This is a genomic window from Streptomyces sp. NPDC041784 (assembly GCF_055591025.1).
The window spans coordinates 70,318-89,061 of sequence record NZ_JBVJAB010000030.1 but is presented as its reverse complement, the minus strand read 5'-3'; the positions used below and the strand labels follow the sequence as shown (position 1 = coordinate 89,061).

General features: G+C 73.2%; 15 protein-coding genes and 1 pseudogene. 15 read left to right on the top strand and 1 reads right to left on the bottom strand.

Annotated elements, in window-relative coordinates; all coding sequences use genetic code 11:
- From ACZ6D7_RS39200 to ACZ6D7_RS39190, 3 genes and pseudogenes are all read left to right on the top strand, one after another.
- Window positions 1–147, top strand: a pseudogene (locus ACZ6D7_RS39200) (IS481 family transposase); the annotation flags it as partial.
- Between the two features lie 158 nt (window positions 148–305).
- Window positions 306–977 carry a response regulator transcription factor gene (locus ACZ6D7_RS39195; protein ID WP_469501347.1) on the top strand — a complete coding sequence of 224 codons (672 nt, stop codon included), beginning with the start codon at window positions 306–308 and terminating at the stop codon, window positions 975–977.
- A 78-nt stretch (window positions 978–1,055) separates the two neighbouring features.
- A complete protein-coding gene (locus tag ACZ6D7_RS39190) occupies window positions 1,056–2,270 on the top strand; it encodes a cytochrome P450 family protein (protein ID WP_469501344.1) in 1,215 nt (404 codons plus the stop codon).
- Between the two features lie 15 nt (window positions 2,271–2,285).
- Here ACZ6D7_RS39190 and ACZ6D7_RS39185 read toward each other — a convergent pair whose 3' ends face one another.
- Window positions 2,286–3,302 carry a Gfo/Idh/MocA family protein gene (locus ACZ6D7_RS39185; RefSeq protein ID WP_469501341.1) on the bottom strand — a complete coding sequence of 339 codons (1,017 nt, stop codon included), beginning with the start codon at window positions 3,300–3,302 and terminating at the stop codon, window positions 2,286–2,288.
- A 129-nt stretch (window positions 3,303–3,431) separates the two neighbouring features.
- Between ACZ6D7_RS39185 and ACZ6D7_RS39180 the strand changes: the two genes are divergently transcribed.
- The 12 genes from ACZ6D7_RS39180 to ACZ6D7_RS39125 all read left to right on the top strand — a co-directional run bounded on the left by ACZ6D7_RS39180 (window position 3,432) and on the right by ACZ6D7_RS39125 (window position 18,743).
- Complete coding sequence (locus ACZ6D7_RS39180) at window positions 3,432–4,169, top strand: GntR family transcriptional regulator (protein ID WP_469501364.1); 738 nt, start codon at window positions 3,432–3,434, stop codon at window positions 4,167–4,169.
- Between the two features lie 196 nt (window positions 4,170–4,365).
- Window positions 4,366–5,370: a sugar ABC transporter substrate-binding protein gene (locus ACZ6D7_RS39175; RefSeq protein WP_469501338.1), complete on the top strand. Its 1,005-nt coding sequence runs from the start codon at window positions 4,366–4,368 to the stop codon at window positions 5,368–5,370.
- The gene (locus ACZ6D7_RS39170; protein ID WP_469501336.1) at window positions 5,367–6,482 is read left to right on the top strand and encodes an ABC transporter permease; all 1,116 of its coding nucleotides are present in this window, start codon (window positions 5,367–5,369) and stop codon (window positions 6,480–6,482) included. Before ACZ6D7_RS39175 ends, ACZ6D7_RS39170 begins: the two co-directional genes overlap by 4 nt.
- Window positions 6,479–7,300 carry an ATP-binding cassette domain-containing protein gene (locus ACZ6D7_RS39165; RefSeq protein ID WP_469501334.1) on the top strand — a complete coding sequence of 274 codons (822 nt, stop codon included), beginning with the start codon at window positions 6,479–6,481 and terminating at the stop codon, window positions 7,298–7,300. The genes ACZ6D7_RS39170 and ACZ6D7_RS39165 overlap by 4 nt, the downstream gene beginning before the upstream one ends.
- A gap of 66 nt (window positions 7,301–7,366) precedes the next feature.
- Window positions 7,367–8,515 carry an ROK family glucokinase gene (locus ACZ6D7_RS39160; RefSeq protein WP_469501362.1) on the top strand — a complete coding sequence of 383 codons (1,149 nt, stop codon included), beginning with the start codon at window positions 7,367–7,369 and terminating at the stop codon, window positions 8,513–8,515.
- Window positions 8,512–9,105, top strand: a complete 594-nt coding sequence (locus ACZ6D7_RS39155) for a sugar kinase (RefSeq protein ID WP_469501332.1) — start codon at window positions 8,512–8,514, stop codon at window positions 9,103–9,105. Before ACZ6D7_RS39160 ends, ACZ6D7_RS39155 begins: the two co-directional genes overlap by 4 nt.
- Window positions 9,106–9,223: 118 nt before the next feature.
- Complete coding sequence (locus ACZ6D7_RS39150; RefSeq protein WP_469501329.1) at window positions 9,224–12,064, top strand: DEAD/DEAH box helicase; 2,841 nt, start codon at window positions 9,224–9,226, stop codon at window positions 12,062–12,064.
- The gene (locus tag ACZ6D7_RS39145; protein WP_469501326.1) at window positions 12,064–14,088 is read left to right on the top strand and encodes an SWIM zinc finger family protein; all 2,025 of its coding nucleotides are present in this window, start codon (window positions 12,064–12,066) and stop codon (window positions 14,086–14,088) included. Before ACZ6D7_RS39150 ends, ACZ6D7_RS39145 begins: the two co-directional genes overlap by 1 nt.
- Before the next feature lie 110 nt (window positions 14,089–14,198).
- Window positions 14,199–15,788 carry a flavin-containing monooxygenase gene (locus tag ACZ6D7_RS39140; RefSeq protein ID WP_469501323.1) on the top strand — a complete coding sequence of 530 codons (1,590 nt, stop codon included), beginning with the start codon at window positions 14,199–14,201 and terminating at the stop codon, window positions 15,786–15,788.
- A gap of 164 nt (window positions 15,789–15,952) precedes the next feature.
- Complete coding sequence (pcaDC, locus tag ACZ6D7_RS39135) at window positions 15,953–17,254, top strand: bifunctional 3-oxoadipate enol-lactonase/4-carboxymuconolactone decarboxylase PcaDC (protein ID WP_469501320.1); 1,302 nt, start codon at window positions 15,953–15,955, stop codon at window positions 17,252–17,254.
- A 43-nt stretch (window positions 17,255–17,297) separates the two neighbouring features.
- The gene (locus ACZ6D7_RS39130) at window positions 17,298–17,933 is read left to right on the top strand and encodes an MBL fold metallo-hydrolase (RefSeq protein WP_469501359.1); all 636 of its coding nucleotides are present in this window, start codon (window positions 17,298–17,300) and stop codon (window positions 17,931–17,933) included.
- 30 nt (window positions 17,934–17,963) lie between these two features.
- Entirely contained in the window at window positions 17,964–18,743 is a 780-nt protein-coding gene (locus tag ACZ6D7_RS39125) for an exodeoxyribonuclease III (RefSeq protein WP_469501317.1), read from the top strand.
- Window position 18,744: the final 1 nt, after the last annotated feature.

Below are 18,744 nucleotides of genomic sequence, written 5' to 3'. Positions count from 1 at the left end.
TACCTACGGCCCTACACCAGCAACGAACAGCGAACGGCAGCCCTCAACACCTTCCTGCACACCTACAACTACCATCGCTGCCACACCGCACTCGGAGGCAAGCCCCCGATCAGCCGCGTCAACAACCCTGCGGGTCAATACACCTAGCGACCACCCGTCCGCCCCGGCCCCGTCCGCCCGGGCTTCCGGTCCCCGGCCTCCGGCCTCCCCCGGCTCAGCGGGGGGCGGTTCGGGGCACCACCCGCTCGTCGGCTCCGGCCGCCGTGCGGCCAACTCACCGGCCGTTGCCGTGATTACGTAAGCCCATGACTGCGATCAGACTCCTCCTCGTGGACGACGACCCCCTCGTGCGGGCCGGCCTGTCCTTCATGATGGGCGGCGCCGAGGACATCGAGATCGTCGGCGAGGCCGCGGACGGCGGCGAGGTCGAGGCGCTCGTCGACCGCACCCGGCCCGACGTCGTCCTCATGGACATCCGGATGCCGGCCGTGGACGGACTGACGGCCACGGAGCGGCTGCGGGCCCGGCCGGACGCCCCACAGGTCGTGGTCCTCACCACCTTCCACGCCGACGAGCAGGTGCTGCAGGCGCTGCGCGCGGGCGCCGCCGGGTTCGTCCTCAAGGACACCCCGCCCGCCGAGATCCTCGACGCGGTGCGCCGGGTCGCGGGCGGCGACCCCGTCCTGTCGCCCACCGTCACCCGGCAGTTGATGGCCCGCGCGGCCGGTACGGCGGCCGACGCCCGGCGTGCACGCGCGCGTGAGCGGCTCGCCGCCCTCGGGGAACGCGAACGGGAGGTCGCCGTCGCGGTCGGCCGGGGTCTGTCCAACGCCGACATCGCCGCCGCGCTGTTCCTGAGCGTCGCCACCGTCAAGGCCCATGTCTCGCGTGTCCTGGCCGAGCTGGGCCTCAACAATCGGGTCCAGATCGCCCTGCTCGCCCACGACGCGGGATTTCTGGAGGAGGACACACCCTAGGTGTGTTGCCCTGCGAGGTCGGGCTCGGGCACCAGTTCGCCGGCTCGGCCGTTGTCGCGGAAAGGGGAGAGGAGCGCCATGACGGACGTGGTGGACCTGGGGGAGTTCGGCGACGGGTTCCGGCGGGACCCGCACACGGTGTACGCGCGGCTGCGTGAGCGCGGGCCGGTGCACCGGGTGCGGCTGCCCGTGCCCGACGCGCACCACGAGACCTGGCTCGTCGTGGGGTACGAGGAGGCGCGCGCCGCGCTCGCCGACCCCCGCCTGTCCAAGGACGCGGCGCGGATCGGCGTCACGTTCCTCGACGAACAGCTGATCGGCAAGTACCTGCTGGTCGCCGACCCGCCGCAGCACACGCGCCTGCGCGCGCTGGTCTCGCGCGCCTTCACCATGCGCCGCGTGGAGGAGCTGCGGCCGCGGATCCGGCGGATCACCGACGACCTCCTCGACGCGATGCTGCCGCTCGGCCGCGCCGATCTCGTGGACTCCCTCGCCTACCCGCTGCCCATCACCGTCATCTGCGAGCTGCTCGGCGTCCCCGAGCTGGACCGCACGGAGTTCCGCAAGCTCTCCACCGAGGCCGTGGCACCCACCAGCGCGGAGAGCGAGTACGACGCGTTCGTGCGGCTCGCCGCGTACTTGACCGAGCTGATCGAGGACAAGCGGTGCGCCGGGCCGAGCGGTGACCTGCTGAGCGACCTGATCCGCACCACCGCCGAGGACGGCGACCGGCTCTCCGACGGCGAGCTGCGCGGCATGGCGTTCATCCTGCTCATCGCCGGCCACGAGACCACCGTCAACCTGATCACCAACGCCGTTCACGCCCTGCTCACGCACCCGGACCAGCTCGCCGCCCTGCGCGCCGACCCGTCCCTCCTCGACGGCGCGGTCGAGGAGGCCCTGCGCTACGAGGGGCCGGTGGAGAACGCCACGTTCCGGTTCGCCGCCGAGCCGCTGGAGATCGGCGGCACGGGCGTCGCGGCGGGCGAGGCGGTGATGATCGGCCTGAGCGCCGCCGACCGGGACGGGGAGCGCTATCCGGCTCCGGACCGCTTCGACATCCGCCGCGACACCCGGGGCCACCTCGCCTTCGGCCATGGCATCCACTACTGCCTCGGCGCTCCCCTCGCCCGCCTGGAGGCCCGTATCGCCCTCGGCTCCCTGCTCGATCGCGCGCCCGGCCTCGCCCTCGACGGCCCGCCCGGCGACTGGCTGCCCGGCACCCTGATGCGCGGGATGCGGAGTCTGCCGGTGCGGTGGCAGCGGGAACAGCAGCTGAAACCGGTCCGGTAGGCGCCCCGCGCACCCTCACACCGCCTCGGCCGCCCCCGCGATCTCCGCCATCGACACGGCCCTGCGCTCCCGTCGGGACGTCTCGCAGGCCTCGGCGACACGGAGGGCCTGGAGGGCCTCGCGGCCGTCGCAGGGGTTGGGGCGTTCACCCCGGAGGACCTCCACGAACGCGATCAGCTCGGCCTCGTACGCGGGGCCGAAGCGTTCCTGGAAGCCCGTCCAGGGCTTGTCGGCGGCCGGGGGGCCGGTGGGCTCGGTGGAGGCGATGGGGGTGCGGTCGTCGAGCCCGACCACGATCTGGTCCAGCTCCCCGGCCAGCTCCATGCGCACGTCGTAGCCCGCGCCGTTCAGCCGGGTCGCCGTGGCCGTGGCGAGCGTGCCGTCGTCGAGGGTGAGGACCGCGGCCGCCGTGTCGACGTCGCCCGCGGCGCGGAACATCGCGGGCCCCGCGTCGGACCCGGCGGCGTACACGTCCCGTACCTCGTGCCCGGTCACCCAGCGCAGACAGTCGAAGTCGTGGATGAGGGCGTCCCGGTAGATCCCGCCGGACACCGGCAGCCAGGCGGCCGGCGGCGGCGACTGGTCCGAGGTCAGCGCCCGCACGGTGTGCAGCCGCCCGAGCCGCCCCGAGCGCACCGCCTCCCGCGCGCCGGTGTAGCCCGCGTCGAAGCGGCGCTGGAACCCCATCTGAAGGATCGTTCCCGCAGCCTCGACCTCGGCGATCGCCTGTAAGGTCCCCGCCAGGTCCAGGGCGATGGGCTTCTCGCAGAACACCGGAAGCCCGGACCGCGCCGCCCGGCCGATCAGTTCGGCGTGGGCCGAGGTGGCCGTCGTGATCACCACGGCGTCCACGCCCCAGCGGAAGATCTCGTCCACCCCGGGGGCGGCCGTCTCGCCCAGCCGCAGCGCGAGCTCCTGGGCCCGCGCCGGTTCCGCGTCCGTCAGGATCAGGGATCCGACCTCGCGGTGACGGCTGAGAGTGTTCGCATGAATGGTGCCGATGCGGCCCGTCCCGATGACCCCGATGCGCATGAGACCAAAGTGACCTCGGAGCCCGCACCCTGTCAATGCGTATGTCCGGACAATCGAACTACACAACTTCCCGTCAACAGCGCACGGAGCTACGCTCGGCGGGTGCCGAAACCAGAAGTGGACCCGACCGTGCAGCTCGACCTCCGTGTGGACCGTAGCTCTCCGGTGCCCCTGTACTTCCAGCTGTCCCAGCAGCTCGAGGCCGCGATCGAGCACGGATCGCTCACCCCGGGCAGCCTGCTGGGCAACGAGATCGAGCTGGCGGCCCGGCTCGGCCTGTCCCGCCCGACCGTGCGCCAGGCGATCCAGTCCCTCGTCGACAAGGGCCTTCTGGTGCGCCGCCGGGGCGTCGGCACCCAGGTCGTGCACAGCCAGGTCAAACGGCCCCTGGAACTCAGCAGTCTCTTCGACGACCTGGAGGCGGCCGGCCAGCGCCCGGCGACGACCGTCCTGGTCAACGCCGTCGAGCCCGCGTCCGCCGAGGTCGCGGCGGCGCTCGCGGTCGCCGAGGGCAGTGAGGTGCACCGCGTGGAGCGGCTGCGGCTGGCGCACGGTGAACCGATGGCCTACCTCTGCAACCACCTCCCCGTCGGCCTGCTCGACCTGGACACCGGCCAGCTGGAGGCCACCGGCCTGTACCGCCTGATGCGCGCCGCCGGGATCACTCTGCACAGTGCCCGCCAGTCCATCGGCGCCCGCGCCGCCACCGCCGCCGAGGCCGAGCGGCTCGCCGAGGCGGAGGGCGCCCCGCTGCTCACCATGCAGCGCACCACCTTCGACGACACCGGGCGCGCCGTGGAGTTCGGCGACCACATCTACCGCCCGAGCCGTTACTCCTTCGAGTTCCAGCTGCTCGTACGGTCCTGAGCGCGGCCGCGACCGGCGGGCCCGGCCTGGTCGCATTGTCCGGACAAGGTGACCGGATGTCCGGACAAGGTGCCGGATATGTGCTCCCCGGTGATCATGTCGGTGATCCCTGTGTTCGATAATGGGGCGTTTGCGTCCGGTGAGCGGTCACCGAGCGTGCGCGTACGACTGAACACAGCAAGAAGGGCACGGCCTCGTGGCACGGTTTCGGACCTGGGCAGGGATCGCGTCGGCGGGGGCACTCACCGTGTCCCTGGCGGCGTGCAGCGCCACCGGCGGCAAGCGCGCGGAGGACGCCCGCGAGGCCGCGGCCGCCCGGGGCGGGGCGGCGGTGGACACGCCCCGCTGGACCATCGCGATGATCACTCATTCGGGTGATGGCGACACCTTCTGGGACATCGTCCAGAGCGGCGCCGAGCAGGCCGCCGCCAAGGACAACATCACCTTCCTGTACTCCCACGACGACGAGGCCCAGCAGCAGGCCCAGCTCGTGGACACGGCGGTCGACAAGAAGGTCGACGGGATCATCGTCACCCTCGCCAAGCCCGACGCGATGAAGGCGGCCCTGGCCCGTGCCGCGAAGGCCGGCATCCCCGTGGTCACGGTGAACTCGGGCTCGGCGGAGTCCAAGGCGTTCGGCGCGCTCGCCCACATCGGCCAGGACGAGTCGGTCGCGGGCCGGGCCGTCGGCGAGGAGCTGACCGAGCGCGGCCGCAACAAGGCGCTCTGCCTGCTGCACGAGCAGGGCAACGTCGGCCACGAGCAGCGCTGTGCCGGTGTGGCGGAGTCGTTCGCCGGCACGGTGGAGAACCTGTACGTCAACGGCACGAACATGCCCGACGTGCAGTCCGCGATCGAGGCCAAACTCCAGGCCGACCCCTCGATCGACGCCGTCGTCACCCTCGGCGCCCCCTACGCCGACACCGCCGTGAAGGCGAAGCGCGGGGCGCGCAGCAAGGCCGAGATCGACACCTTCGACCTCAACGCCAAGGTGGCCGCCGGCCTCGCGGACGGCACCCTCGGCTTCGCCGTCGACCAGCAGCCGTACCTCCAGGGCTACGAGGCCGTGGACCTGCTCTGGCTCCACAAGTACAACGGCGACGTCCTCGGCGGCGGCCGGCCGGTGCTGACCGGCCCGCAGATCGTCACCAAGGACCAGGCGGCCGAGCTGGCCCGCTACACCGAGCGGGGCACGCGATGAGCGCGACGACGGACGCGACGGACGCGACGGACACGACGGACGCGACGGACGCGACGGACGCGACGCGCACCACGGGCACGACGGCGCGGGTCACACCTGACGGAACGATTCCTCGGGCATCCGTCCTGCGCGGACTCCTCGGCCGCCCCGAACTCGGCTCGGTCGTCGGCGCCCTCGCGGTCTTCCTCTTCTTCGCCCTCGCCGCCGACAGCTTCCTGCGCGCGGCGAGCCTGAGCACGGTCCTGTACGCCGCGTCGACGATCGGCATCATGGCGGTCCCGGTCGCGCTGCTGATGATCGGCGGCGAGTTCGACCTCTCGGCCGGCGTCATGGTCACGTCCTCGGCGCTCATCTCGTCGATGTTCAGCTACCAGATGACGGCGAACGTCTGGGTGGGCGTCGGCGTCTCCCTGCTGGTCACCCTCGCCGTCGGCGCCTTCAACGGCTTCCTGCTCACCCGCACCGGTCTGCCCAGCTTCATCGTCACGCTCGGCACCTTCCTGATGCTGACCGGCCTGAACCTCGGCCTCACCAAGCTGATCGACGGCACGGTGTCCACGAAGACGATCGCGGACATGGAGGGCTTCGCGTCCGCCCAGGACGTCTTCGCGTCCACCCTCACCGTCGGCGGCGTCGACTTCAAGATCACGATCGTCTGGTGGCTCGCCCTCGTCGCGGTCGCCTCCTGGATCCTGCTGCGCACCCGGGCCGGCAACTGGATCTTCGCCGTCGGCGGCAACAAGGACGCCGCCCGCGCGGTCGGCGTCCCGGTCGGCCGGACGAAGACCGGCCTCTACATGGGCGTCGCCCTCGGCGCATGGATCTCCGGTCAACACCTGCTGTTCAGCTATGACGTCGTCCAGTCCGGCGAGGGCGTCGGCAACGAGTTGACCTACATCATCGCGGCCGTCATCGGCGGCTGTCTGATCACCGGCGGATACGGCAGCGCCGTCGGCTCGGCGGTCGGCGCGCTCATCTTCGGCATGACGAGCAAGGGCATCGTCTTCGCCGAGTGGAACCCGGACTGGTTCACCTTCTTCCTCGGAGCCATGCTGCTCCTCGCGACCCTGCTCAACGCCTGGGTCCGCCGGCGCGCGGAGGCCACCAAGTGACACTCGTCGAGCTGACCGACGTCAGCAAGCACTACGGCACCGTCCGCGCCCTCGAAGGGGTCTCCCTGGAGGTCCACGCGGGCGAGATCACGTGCGTCCTGGGCGACAACGGCGCGGGAAAGTCGACCTTGATCAAGATCGTCGCGGGACTGCACCGCCACGACGGCGGCGTCCTGCGTATCGACGGCGAGGAGACGGCCCTCTCCTCCCCGCGCGAGGCCCTGGACCGGGGCATCGCCACGGTCTACCAGGACCTGGCCGTCGTCCCCCTGATGCCGGTGTGGCGCAACTTCTTCCTCGGCTCCGAGCCCAGGAAGGGCGTGGGCCCCTTCAAGCGCCTGGACGTCGACCTCATGCGCCGCACGGCCCGCGCGGAACTCCTGCGCATGGGCATCGACCTCCGCGACGTCGACCAGCCCATCGGCACCCTCTCGGGCGGCGAACGCCAGTGCGTGGCGATCGCGCGGGCCGTCCACTTCGGCGCGAAGGTCCTGATCCTGGACGAACCGACGGCGGCCCTGGGCGTCAAACAGTCGGGCATGGTCCTGAAGTACGTGGCGGCGGCCCGCGACGAGGGCCTCGGTGTCGTGTTGGTCACCCACAACCCGCACCACGCGTATCTGGTGGGCGACCGGTTCGTGCTGCTGAAGAGGGGCGCGATGGCCGGCTCCCACACGCGCGCGGAGATCACGCTGGAGGAGCTGACACGGCAGATGGCGGGCGGAAACGACCTGGACGATCTACGCCACGAACTGCTGAGTGCCCAAGGGGCGCGGGGAACCGCGCGGGGAACCACGACGCACCCGCGGTCGGCATAGATCGTGGCCCCCCCTTCGTTCCCCCGGACGGCACCCGGTGTGAGCGTGAGGCAGAATTTGGCCTTGATGAGCACCTACGGCAACTTCACCGCCCCCATCGGCTCCCGCCGCGCGCCCGCGCTCCGCACCGTGGGCACCCGGGAGCGCCGCTCGCACCTGACCGCGCCCCGCGTGCCGACGGTCGGCATCGACATCGGCGGCACCAAGGTGATGGCGGGCGTCGTCGACGCCGACGGCAACATCCTGGAGAAGGTCCGTGCGGAGACCCCGGACAAGTCCAAGAGCCCGAAGGTCGTGGAGGACACGATCGTCGAACTGGTCCTGGACCTGTCCGACCGCCACGACGTGCACGCGGTCGGCGTCGGCGCCGCGGGATGGGTCGACGCCGACCGCAACCGCGTCCTGTTCGCGCCGCACCTGTCCTGGCGCAACGAGCCCCTCAGGGACCGCCTCTCCGGCCGCCTCGCGGTTCCCGTCCTCGTCGACAACGACGCCAACACCGCCGCCTGGGCGGAGTGGCGCTTCGGCGCCGGCCGCGGCGAGGACCACCTGGTCATGATCACCCTCGGCACCGGCATCGGCGGCGCGATCCTCGAGGACGGCCAGGTCAAGCGCGGCAAGTACGGCGTCGCGGGCGAGTTCGGCCATATGCAGGTCGTGCCCGGCGGCCACCGCTGCCCGTGCGGCAACCGCGGCTGCTGGGAGCAGTACAGCTCCGGCAACGCGCTGGTCCGGGAGGCCAAGGAGCTGGCCGCGGCCGACTCCCCGGTGGCGTACGGGATCATCGAGCACGTCAAGGGGCAGATCGGTGACATCACAGGGCCGATGATCACGGAACTCGCCCGCGAGGGCGACGCGATGTGCATCGAGCTGCTCCAGGACATCGGCCAGTGGCTCGGCGTCGGCATCGCCAACCTGGCCGCCGCCCTCGACCCGTCCTGCTTCGTCATCGGCGGCGGTGTCTCGGCCGCCGACGACCTGCTGATCGCGCCCGCGCGGGACGCGTTCAAGCGCCAGCTCACCGGCCGCGGCTACCGCCCCGAGGCCCGGATCGTGCGCGCCCAGCTCGGCCCGGAGGCCGGCATGGTCGGCGCCGCCGACCTGGCCCGGCTGGTCGCCCGCCGCTTCCGGCGCGCCAAGCGCCGCCGCGTGGAGCGCTACGAGCGGTTCGAGCGGTTCACCGAGGCGGCCCGGCGCGCCCGGGACACCGCGTGACCGCCTCCCTGCCCCGCCAGGCCGCGCCCCCGGACGAGCCGTCCCGGCCGCCGGAGGACCGCCGCCACGTGATCCGCCGCAGGGCGCTCACCCTGCTGATCATCGTGCTGCTCATCGGCGTCCCGGCCGGCTACCTGGTGATCTCCGCCAACCAGAGCCGGGACAGCGGCAAGGACAAGGAGGCGAAGTACTCGGCGACCGGCCTGACCGAGGGCTGGCCGTCGAAGGTCCAGCGCCGCCTGTACCAGGTGCCGATCCCGCACCCGTCGAACAAGGTCGCCTACTACGAGACGAACAACTGGAAGACCAGCCGGCTCTACGTGCAGTTCCAGACCACGCACGCCGGCCTCGACCAGTTCCTCGCGGACATCGGCGTCGGCCAGGACGACCTGGAGAAGGACGACATCACCATCGGCGCCCGCGACCGGGACGTCACCGGCTGGCGGTTCTCGGGCCCCGGCGCCCGCACGGGCGACTACTACGGCCTGGTCCGCGAGCGGAAGAACCCGACGCCCACCCTGGACGTGGTCGTGAACCACCAGAACCCGATATACCCCATGGTGTACGTCGTCTCGCGCACGGTTCCCTAGACCGGCCGGTCCCGGCCGGGTGTGCCGCTGCGGCCGGCCGCCGGGGCCGATTGTCAGACCCCGCCCGTAGAGTCGAAGACGACTGATCCGACACGCGGGCGGGAGGTGGACAGAGCGTATGGCAGCGCGTTTCGACGACACGGTCACGGAGCGGGCGCACGCCGCGTCCGTGCGGCTCGCCGCCGTCTTCCTGCCCGCGCCCCTGCCGCGCGACGGCCGGATCGCCCTGTGGGACCCCCAGGGCGGCCCCCTGCCCGACACACCGCACGCGGAGCCCACGGAGCTGACCGTCGTACGCCCCCACGGCAGCTCCGTCCGCCGCAGGCCGACCCCCGCCCTGTCGTTGCCGCTCGACAAGGCGCTCCCGCTGCTGGTCCGCGCCCGCCGCGACCCCGCCGCCCACCCCGCCACCGCCTGCTGGGGCGCCGCCGCGCTGCACGCGCTGCGGCTCACCGCCCGGGGCCGCCTGCTGCCCGGCATCACCCCGGCCGGCCACGACGCCTGGCGGGCGGGCCCGCTGGACCCGGAGGACATCGCGCACCTGCGCGCCGTCGCCGCCGCCCTGCCCCACGAGGGACACGCCGTCCCGCTGCCCGGCCCGGGCGCGCTCCGGCTGCCCCAGCCCGAGGCCCTGCTGCGCTCCTTCCTGGACGCCGTCGCGGACACCCTGCCCCGCACCCCCGCCGCGCCGCACGCGAGCGGGAGGCCCTTCGCGGACCGCCGGCCCCAGCGGCTGACCGGGACCGCCGCCCACGAGTGGGCCGCCGAGGTCGCCGCCGGGATGGACGCGGGCGTGCGGATCTCGCTCCGCCTGGACCTCTCGGCGTCCGACCTGTTCGACGACGGGGAGGGGGCGCGCCGCGCGGGCGCCGCGGTCGTCCAGGTGCACAGCCTCGCCGACCCCACCCTGGTGACCGACGCGGCGGCCCTGTGGGCGGGCTCGGCGGACGCCGCCTTCGGCCCCCGCGCGCGGGTCGACGCCGCGCTCGCCGTGCGCCGCGCGGCCCGGGTATGGCCACCGCTCGCCCGGCTCGCCGACCAGGACACACCCGACGTGCTCGCCCTGTCCGAGGAGGAACTGGGCGACCTGCTCGGGGTGGCCGCGACCCGCCTCGCGGCGGCCGGGGTCGCCGTGCACTGGCCGAGGGACCTCGCCCAGGACCTGAGCGCGGCCGCCGTCGTACGGCCCGCGCCGGGCTCGGCGACCGACGGCACCGGCTTCTTCGAGAGCGAGGAACTGCTCCAGTTCCGCTGGCAGCTGGCGCTCGGCGGCGACCCGCTCACCGAGTCCGAGATGGACACGCTCGCCGAGGCCCACCGCCCGGTCGTCCGCCTGCGCGACCAGTGGGTCCTGGTCGACCCGGCGCTGGTCCGCAAGGCCCGCAAGCGCGAACTGGGCCTGCTGGACCCGGTAGACGCCCTCGCCGCCGCCCTCACCGGCACCGCCGAGGTCGACGGCGAGACGGTGGAGGCGGTGCCCGTCGGCGCCCTGGCCGCCCTGCGCGACCGCCTCACCACCGGCATCCACCCGGCCGAACCGCCCGCGGGCCTTCGGGCCACGCTCCGCGACTACCAGCTCCGGGGCCTGGCCTGGCTGGACCTCATGACCTCCCTCGGCCTCGGCGGCTGCCTCGCCGACGACATGGGCCTCGGCAAGACGATCACCGTGATCGCCCTCCACCTCCGGCGGGCCCGCACCGCACCGACCCTGGTGGTGTGCCCCGCCTCCCTCCTCGGCAACTGGCAGCGCGAGATCACCCGCTTCGCGCCCGGCGTCCCCGTCCGCCGCTTCCACGGCACCGACCGCAGCCTCGACGACCTGACCGGCGGCTTCGTCCTCACCACGTACGGCACGATGCGCTCGGCGGCCCCGACGCTGTCCCAGCAGCCGTGGGGCATGGTCGTCGCCGACGAGGCACAGCACGTGAAGAACCCGTACTCGGCGACCGCGAAGGCCCTGCGCACGATCCCGACCCCCGCGCGCGTGGCCCTCACCGGCACCCCCGTGGAGAACAACCTGTCCGAGCTGTGGGCCCTGCTCGACTGGACGACCCCCGGCCTCCTCGGCCCCCTGAAGTCCTTCCGCGCCCGCCACGCGCGCGCCGTGGAGAACGGCGAGGACGAGGAGGCGGTGGAGCGCCTCGCCCGTCTGGTCCGCCCTTTCCTGCTGCGCCGCAAGAAGTCCGACCCCGGGATCGTCCCCGAGCTGCCGCCCAAGACGGAGACGGACCACCCGGTCCCGCTCACCCGCGAACAGGCGGCCCTCTACGAGGCGGTGGTGCGCGAGTCGCTGCTCGCCATCGAGACGGCCGACGGCATCGCGCGCCGGGGCCTGGTGCTGAAGCTGCTGGGCGCGCTGAAGCAGATCTGCGACCACCCGGCGCTGTACCTCAAGGAGGAGGCCACCTCCGTCGGCGACAGGCTCGCCGCCCGCTCCGGCAAACTGGCCCTGCTGGACGAACTGCTGGACACCCTCCTCGCCGAGGACGGCTCCGCGCTCGTCTTCACCCAGTACGTCGGCATGGCCCGCCTGATCACCGCCCACCTCGCCGCGCGCGCGATCCCCGTCGACCTGCTGCACGGCGGCACCCCGGTACCGGAGCGCGAACGCATGGTGGACCGCTTCCAGGACGGCGCCACCCCGGTCCTCGTCCTGTCCCTCAAGGCCGCCGGCACCGGCCTGAACCTCACCCGCGCGGGCCATGTCGTCCACTTCGACCGCTGGTGGAACCCGGCCGTGGAGGAACAGGCCACCGACCGCGCCTACCGCATCGGCCAGACCCAGCCCGTCCAGGTCCACCGCCTCATCACCGAGGGCACGGTCGAGGACCGTATCGCCGAGATGCTCCAGGCCAAACGCGCCCTGGCCGACGCGATCCTGGGCTCCGGCGAGTCCGCCCTCACCGAACTGACGGACCGTGAACTGACCGACCTGGTCCGGCTGCGGAGGGAGGCGTGATGGCGGAGCCGGAGAGCACCACCGGCGCCGCGCCCCGGGAGGACGGCGCGAGTCCCGCCGACGCCGCCCGCCGCGCCCTGCGGGCCGCGCGGGACCGGGCGCGAACGCAGGAACAGCCGACGACGGCGACCGACGCGGACGACGCCGGACGCGTGCCGAGGCCGGGCGACGCCGCGCGCGCGGCCCTGCGCCGCACGGCGGATCCGGCACCGGCCCCCACCGAGGAGCCGGGCGAGCCCCAGGCCACCCATGATCCGCACGAGAAGCCGCACCGGGAGCCCGACCAGAAGCCGCCCCACGATTCGCACCAGCAGCCGCCCCACGAGCCGCACCCGCCCCGGGGCACGCCCCGGTCCGGCGGGCGCCCCGGGGACATCGCCCGCGAGGCCCTGCGGGCGGCCCGCGCCCAGGCACGCAAGGCCGACTCCGACTCCGACGTCGGCGCCGACTCCGACGCCCGGGAGACGGCGACCGGGCCCGCCCACCCGCCGGCTCGGACCCGCGAACGCCCCACCTCCGCGCCCGACCGCGCCCGAGCCGTCCGCCGGTTGCTCGCCGACGCCTTCCGCATGCCGTCGGACTTTTCGGAGCCGACGGAGCCGACAGGGCCGACGGGACAGACGGAGCCGTCCGCCCCCTCGGACACGGCCTCCACGCACCCCGAGCCCGCACCGGACACCCCCCGCCCCCGCCCCACCACACCGACCACACCGGCCACCCCCGCCACACCCTCCATCCCCTCCATGGCCGCCCCCGCCCGCGACGGCGACCACCGCCGTACCTTCCCCGCCTACCCGCCCCGGTCGGCCGACGCGGGCGACGGCGACACCCGCTTCGCCGGGACCTGGTGGGGCAACGCCTGGGTCACCGCCCTGGAGGAAGGCGCGCTGGACGCCAAGCGGCTGGCGCGTGGCCGCGGTTACGCCGAGCAGGGCAACGTGGACGCCATCACGGTCACCCCCGGCCTGGTCCTGGCGTACGTGCAGGGCAGTCGCCCCCGGCCGTACCGGGTACAGGTACGGCTGCGGACGTTCGACGGGGACGACTGGGAGCGTTTCCTGGACGCCGCCGTGGAGCGCCCCGCGCACATCGCCGCGCTGCTCGACAAGGAGATGCCGGAGTCCCTCGCCGAGAGCGGGGTGCCGCTGCTGCCCGGCCCCGGCGACCTCGAACCGCACTGCTCCTGTCCCGACCGCGGCCACCCCTGCAAGCACGCCGCCGCCCTCTGCTACCAGACCGCCCGTCTGCTGGACGCCGACCCGTTCGTGCTGCTCCTGCTGCGCGGCCGGGGCGAACGCGAGCTGCTGGACGCGCTGTCCCGCCGTAACGCCACGCGCGCGGCCCGAGCCGCCCAGGAGCAGGAACCGGCGCCGCTGCCGGGCGTCCGGGCCACCGAGGCCGTCGCGCTCGCCGCGCGTCGACTCCCGCCGCTCCCGGCCCCGTTGCCCGTGCCGCCGCACCCCGAGCAGCCCCCGGCCTACCCGTCCGCGCCGGGCGGCCCCGACGCGTTCGCGCTCGACCAGCTCGCCACCGACGCGGCCGCCCGCGCCCACGCCCTGCTGGCCACCGGCCACGACGAGGTCGGTGAACTCACCCTGTGGCAGGACGCGGTACGGCTCGCCGCCGCCCGCCCCGGCTCCGGGCTCACCGTCGCCACCCGCTCCCTCTACGCCTCGCTCGCCTCCGCCGCCGGCCGCACCCCGGCCGAGCTGGCGCGCGCGGTCGCCGCCTGGCGGCAGGGCGGGCCGGACGGCCTGACGGTCCTTCAGGAGCCCTGGGACCCGCCGGCCGGCCGCTTCGACCGGGCCCGCCCGCTGCTCCTCGCCGCCGACCTGCCCGCCTTCCGCCCCTGGCGCAACCACCTCACCCACCCCCGCGGCCATGTCCAACTCCGCTTCGGCCGCGACGGGTTGTGGTACGCGTACGAGTCCGAGCCGGGCCACGACGACTGGTGGCCGCGGGGCACGCCCGACCCGGACCCGGTGGGCGCCCTGACCGGTCTGGGCGGCGGCGAGGAGCTGTGACCGGAGCCCGGGAGCGAGCCGTAGAGGCTGGATGACCGTGTCTTCCCGCGCCCTCTCCCGTTGCTGGTGGCAGGGGAGCGTGGCTCTCCGTTCCGGGGAGGAGCAGGTGTTTGCGGCACGAACTGTCACGCGGGGCGTCGGGAGGCAAGGACGCCCAGGTCATCGTCGTCGGTGCGGGCTTCTCCGGCATCGGTGCCGCCGTCCGGCTGCGCCAGGAGGGATTCGGTGACGTCCTGGTGCTGGAGAAGGCTCCTCAGCTCGGGGGGACCTGGCGGGAGAACACCTATCCGGGCTGCGCGTGCGATGTGCCGTCCTCGCTCTACTCCTACTCCTTCAACCCCAACCCCGGATGGAGCAGACTCTTCGCGGGGCAGCGGGAGATCCACGACTATCTCCGGGCGACCGCGGAGCGGTACGGCGTGGACGAAGCGCTGCGTTGCGGTGTCCGTGTGCTGCGTGCCGGATGGGATCGGTCCGCGGGGCGTTGGCGGTTGGAGACGACCGACGGCGACTACAGCAGCGAGGTGCTGGTCATGGCCACCGGCCCCTGGCACCGGCCACGGCGTCCTGAGGTGCCGGGACTCGCCGAGTTTCCCGGTCCGGTCTTCCACACCGCGCAGTGGGACCACACCGTGGACCTGGCCGGCCGACGCGTGGCCGTGGTGGGGAGCGGAGCGTCGGCGGTGCAGGTCGTCCCGGCCATCCAGGAACGGGCCGAAGCGGTGCACGTCTTCCAGCGCACCCCCCAATGGATCCTGCCCAAACCCGACTTCCCGGTCCCTCGGGCCCTGGGCTGGTGTCTGCGTCATCTGCCGGGCGCACAACAGGTCATGCGGAGCGCCCAGTTCAGGATGCAGGAGGGCTTCGGTTTTGCCTTCCGTCACCCCGGGCTCGTCCGCCCCCTCCAGGCAGCGGCCCGTGCCCATCTGTACCTCGCGGTCCGTGACCGGGGCCTGCGAGAGGCGCTCACCCCGCACTACACCCTGGGCTGCAAGCGCCTGCTGACCTCGAGCACCTACTATCAAGCGCTGGCCGAGCAGCACGTCCACCTTCATCCCACCGCTCTGTCCGCCGTTCGCGGGAACCGCCTCACCGGCGCCGACGGCACCCGGGCCGAGGCCGACGCGGTGATCCTGGCCACCGGCTTCCACATCGGCGAGCTGCCGCTGGCACGCAGCGTGCACGGCACGGACGCCCTGACCCTGCACCAGACCTGGGCAGAGGGGCCCGAGGCCTACCTCGGCACCACCGTCAGCGGCTTCCCCAATCTCTTCCTCCTCCTGGGCCCCAACATCCTCAGCGGTTCCACCTCCGCCCTCACCGTGCTCGAGGCCCAGCTCACCTACCTGTGCGCCGCCCTGACACACCGACGTGAGGGCGGCTACATCTCCCTGGACGTGAAGCCGGCGATCCAGGCCGCCTACAACGCCGCGTTGCAGGAGGCGCTGCGCACCACCGTGTACGACGCCGGCCACTGCTCCAGCTACTACCTGAGCCCCAGCGGGCGGAACACCTTCTCCTGGCCCTGGTCCACCGGCCGGCTCGTCCGCAGCCTCAGCCGCTTCGACCCGGCCGCCTACACCCTTCACGGACCACCCCTCCCCAGCCCCCGGTCCGCGCCCCTCATGCCGGATCACACCCGCCAGGCCGGTGAGACGGGCAACTCCGCCGGCGGGCCCACCGGATCACGGCGCTTCTGAAGCCGCGCAGGGTTCGTCTGTACGATGCACGCGCAGCATGTCTCACGTACCTGTGTGAAGCCCGGTGTGGAGGATCTTCGCGAGGCTGCCACAACGTGGGAAGGCTTGCACGGGGTTCCGACCCAAGTACGTGAGAAATTGTGAGATGTGGGAGCGTGAGCCGGGTGAGTGAGAGTACGTCCAGCACCCTGCAATACCGCTTTGACGGGCCGGAAGAGGCTCCGGTCCTGATCCTGGGGCCCTCCCTGGGGACAACCTGGCACATGTGGGACCGTCAGATTCCCGAACTGATCCAGCAGTGGCGGGTCTTCCGCTACGACCTGCCCGGCCACGGCGGCGCCCCCGCCTACCCGGCGGGTTCCGTGGGAGACCTCTCCGAGCGCCTCCTCGCCACGCTCGACGGCCTCGGCGTGCAGCGCTTCGGCTACGCGGGCTGCGCGCTCGGCGGCGCGGTCGGCGTGCAGCTGGCCCTGCGCCACCCCGAGCGGGTCGCCTCGCTCGCGCTGATCGCCGCCTCGCCGCGGTTCGGCACGGCCGACGAGTTCCGCCAGCGCGGGGTGATCGTGCGGACCAACGGCCTCGACCCGATCGCCCGCACCTCCCCCGACCGCTGGTTCACCGCGGGCTTCGCGGCCGCGCAGCCCGCGATCACCGAGTGGGCGGTGCAGATGGTGCGCACCACCGACCCGGGCTGCTACATCGCGGCCTGCGAGGCGCTCGCCGCGTTCGACGTCCGCGCCGAGCTGGGCCTGATCGGTGTCCCGACCCTGGTCCTGGTCGGCTCGGACGACCAGGTCACCGGCCCCGCCGAGGCGCGCACCCTGGTCGCCGGCATCCCGGACGCCCGGCTGGCCGTCGTACCGGGCGCCTCCCATCTGGTCCCGGTGGAGCAGCCGGCCGCCGTCACCGACCTCCTGGTGCGGCACTTCTCCACCGCCTGGCAGCCCGCCCACGACTCCGCCACCGGCCAGACCGCCGTGCCCGGGATCCCCGTCCGGGCGGTCCTGGGCGCGCCTCCGCAGCCGGTGCCCATCGCGGAGATCGCGCCCGCCCCGTTGGTCGAACCGCCGCAGGTCATGGGCCGCCCCGACCCGTACGACGCCGGGCTGAAGGTGCGCCGCGAGGTCCTCGGGGACGCCCATGTGGACCGGGCGCTGTCGCAGGCCGACGACTTCTCCGGCGACTTCCAGGAGTTCGTCACCCGCTACGCCTGGGGCGAGATCTGGGACCGCCCCGGTCTCGACCGGCGCTCCCGCTCCTGTGTCACGCTGACCGCGCTGGTCGCCGGCGGCCACCTGGAGGAGCTGGCCTTCCACACCCGCGCCGCCCTGCGCAACGGGCTCACCCCGGACGAGATCAAGGAGGTGCTGCTCCAGGCGGCCGTGTACTGCGGCGTCCCGGCGGCGAACAGCGCGTTCCGGGTGGCGCAGCAGATCATCCGCGAGGAGACCACCCCGCAGGAGTGAGCACCCGCCGGACGTGAGCGGCAGGATGGACCCCATGACGACCATGAAGCTCACGAAGAAGTCGCACGCCTGCGTCCGTCTGGAGAAGGACGGGCGCACGCTCGTCATCGATCCCGGCGGCTTCAGCGAGGCGGACGCCGCGGCCGGCGCGGACGTCATCCTGGTCACGCACGAGCACCCCGACCACTTCGACGAGGAGCGGCTGCGCGCGGCCATGGACGCCAACCCGGCCGCCGGGATCTGGACCCTGAGGTCGGTGGCGGAGAAGATCTCCGCCGCCTTCCCGGGCCGCGTCCACACCGTCGGCCACGGCGACACCTTCACCGCGGCGGGCTTCGACGTCCAGGTGCACGGCGAGCTGCACGCGGTCATCCACCCGGACATCCCGCGCATCACCAACGTCGGCTACCTCGTCGACGGCGGACGCGTCTTCCACCCCGGCGACGCCCTGACCGTCCCCGACCACGCCGTCGAGACGCTGATGCTCCCGGTCATGGCCCCCTGGAGCAAGATCTCCGAGGTGATCGACTACGTCCGCGAGGTGAAGCCGCGGCGCGCCTACGACGTCCACGACGCCCTCCTCACGGACCTGGCCCGCCCGATCTACGACAACCAGATCGGCGCGCTCGGCGGCGCGGAGCACCTGCGGCTGGCGCCCGGCGAGGCCGCCGTCCTGTGAGTGTCGGTGGTGCCCGGTAGGTTGTGGGACATGCGCATCGCGACCTGGAACGTCAACTCGATCACCGCCCGCCTGCCGAGGCTGCTGGCCTGGCTGGAGAGCAGCGGCACCGACGTGCTCTGCCTCCAGGAGGCCAAGCTGGCCGAGGCGCAGTTCCCGTTCGACCAGCTGCGCGAGCTGGGCTACGAGGCCGCGGTGAACGCCACCGGCCGGTGGAACGGCGTGGCGGTCATCTCCCGCGTCGGCATCGAGGACGTCGTCAAGGGCCTGCCCGGCGACCCGGGCTACGACGGGCTCGAGGAGCCCCGCGCGCTCTCGGCGACCTGCGGCCCGGTCCGTGTCTGGTCGGTGTACGTGCCGAACGGCCGGGAGGTCGACCACCCGCACTACGCCTACAAGCTCCAGTGGTTCGAGGCCCTGAAGGCGGCCGTCGCGGGCGACGCGGCGGGCAGCCGCCCCTTCGCCGTCCTGGGCGACTACAACGTGGCACCGACCGACGACGACGTCTTCGACGTGGCGGCCTTCGAGGGCCTCACCCATGTCACCCCGGCCGAGCGCGCCGCCCTGGCGTCCCTGCGCGAGGCCGGCCTGTCGGACGTCGTCCCGCGCCCCCTGAAGTACGACCACCCGTTCACTTACTGGGACTACCGCCAGCTGGCCTTCCCCAAGAACCGCGGCATGCGCATCGACCTGGTGTACGGCAACGGGCCGTTCGCCCAGGCCGTCAAGGACTCCTACGTGGACCGCGAGGAGCGCAAGGGCAAGGGCGCCTCGGACCACGCGCCGGTCGTGGTCGACCTCGACGTGTAGG

Bases quoted from the DNA above. Each gene is read 5' to 3' on its own strand.
- ACZ6D7_RS39195 (WP_469501347.1), top strand. From the start codon at position 306: ATGACTGCGATCAGACTCCTCCTCGTGGACGACGACCCCCTCGTGCGG.
- ACZ6D7_RS39190 (WP_469501344.1), top strand. From the start codon at position 1,056: ATGACGGACGTGGTGGACCTGGGGGAGTTCGGCGACGGGTTCCGGCGG.
- ACZ6D7_RS39185 (WP_469501341.1), bottom strand. From the start codon at position 3,302: ATGCGCATCGGGGTCATCGGGACGGGCCGCATCGGCACCATTCATGCG.
- ACZ6D7_RS39170 (WP_469501336.1), top strand. From the start codon at position 5,367: ATGAGCGCGACGACGGACGCGACGGACGCGACGGACACGACGGACGCG.
- ACZ6D7_RS39160 (WP_469501362.1), top strand. From the start codon at position 7,367: ATGAGCACCTACGGCAACTTCACCGCCCCCATCGGCTCCCGCCGCGCG.
- ACZ6D7_RS39150 (WP_469501329.1), top strand. From the start codon at position 9,224: ATGGCAGCGCGTTTCGACGACACGGTCACGGAGCGGGCGCACGCCGCG.
- ACZ6D7_RS39145 (WP_469501326.1), top strand. From the start codon at position 12,064: ATGGCGGAGCCGGAGAGCACCACCGGCGCCGCGCCCCGGGAGGACGGC.
- ACZ6D7_RS39130 (WP_469501359.1), top strand. From the start codon at position 17,298: ATGAAGCTCACGAAGAAGTCGCACGCCTGCGTCCGTCTGGAGAAGGAC.
- ACZ6D7_RS39125 (WP_469501317.1), top strand. From the start codon at position 17,964: ATGCGCATCGCGACCTGGAACGTCAACTCGATCACCGCCCGCCTGCCG.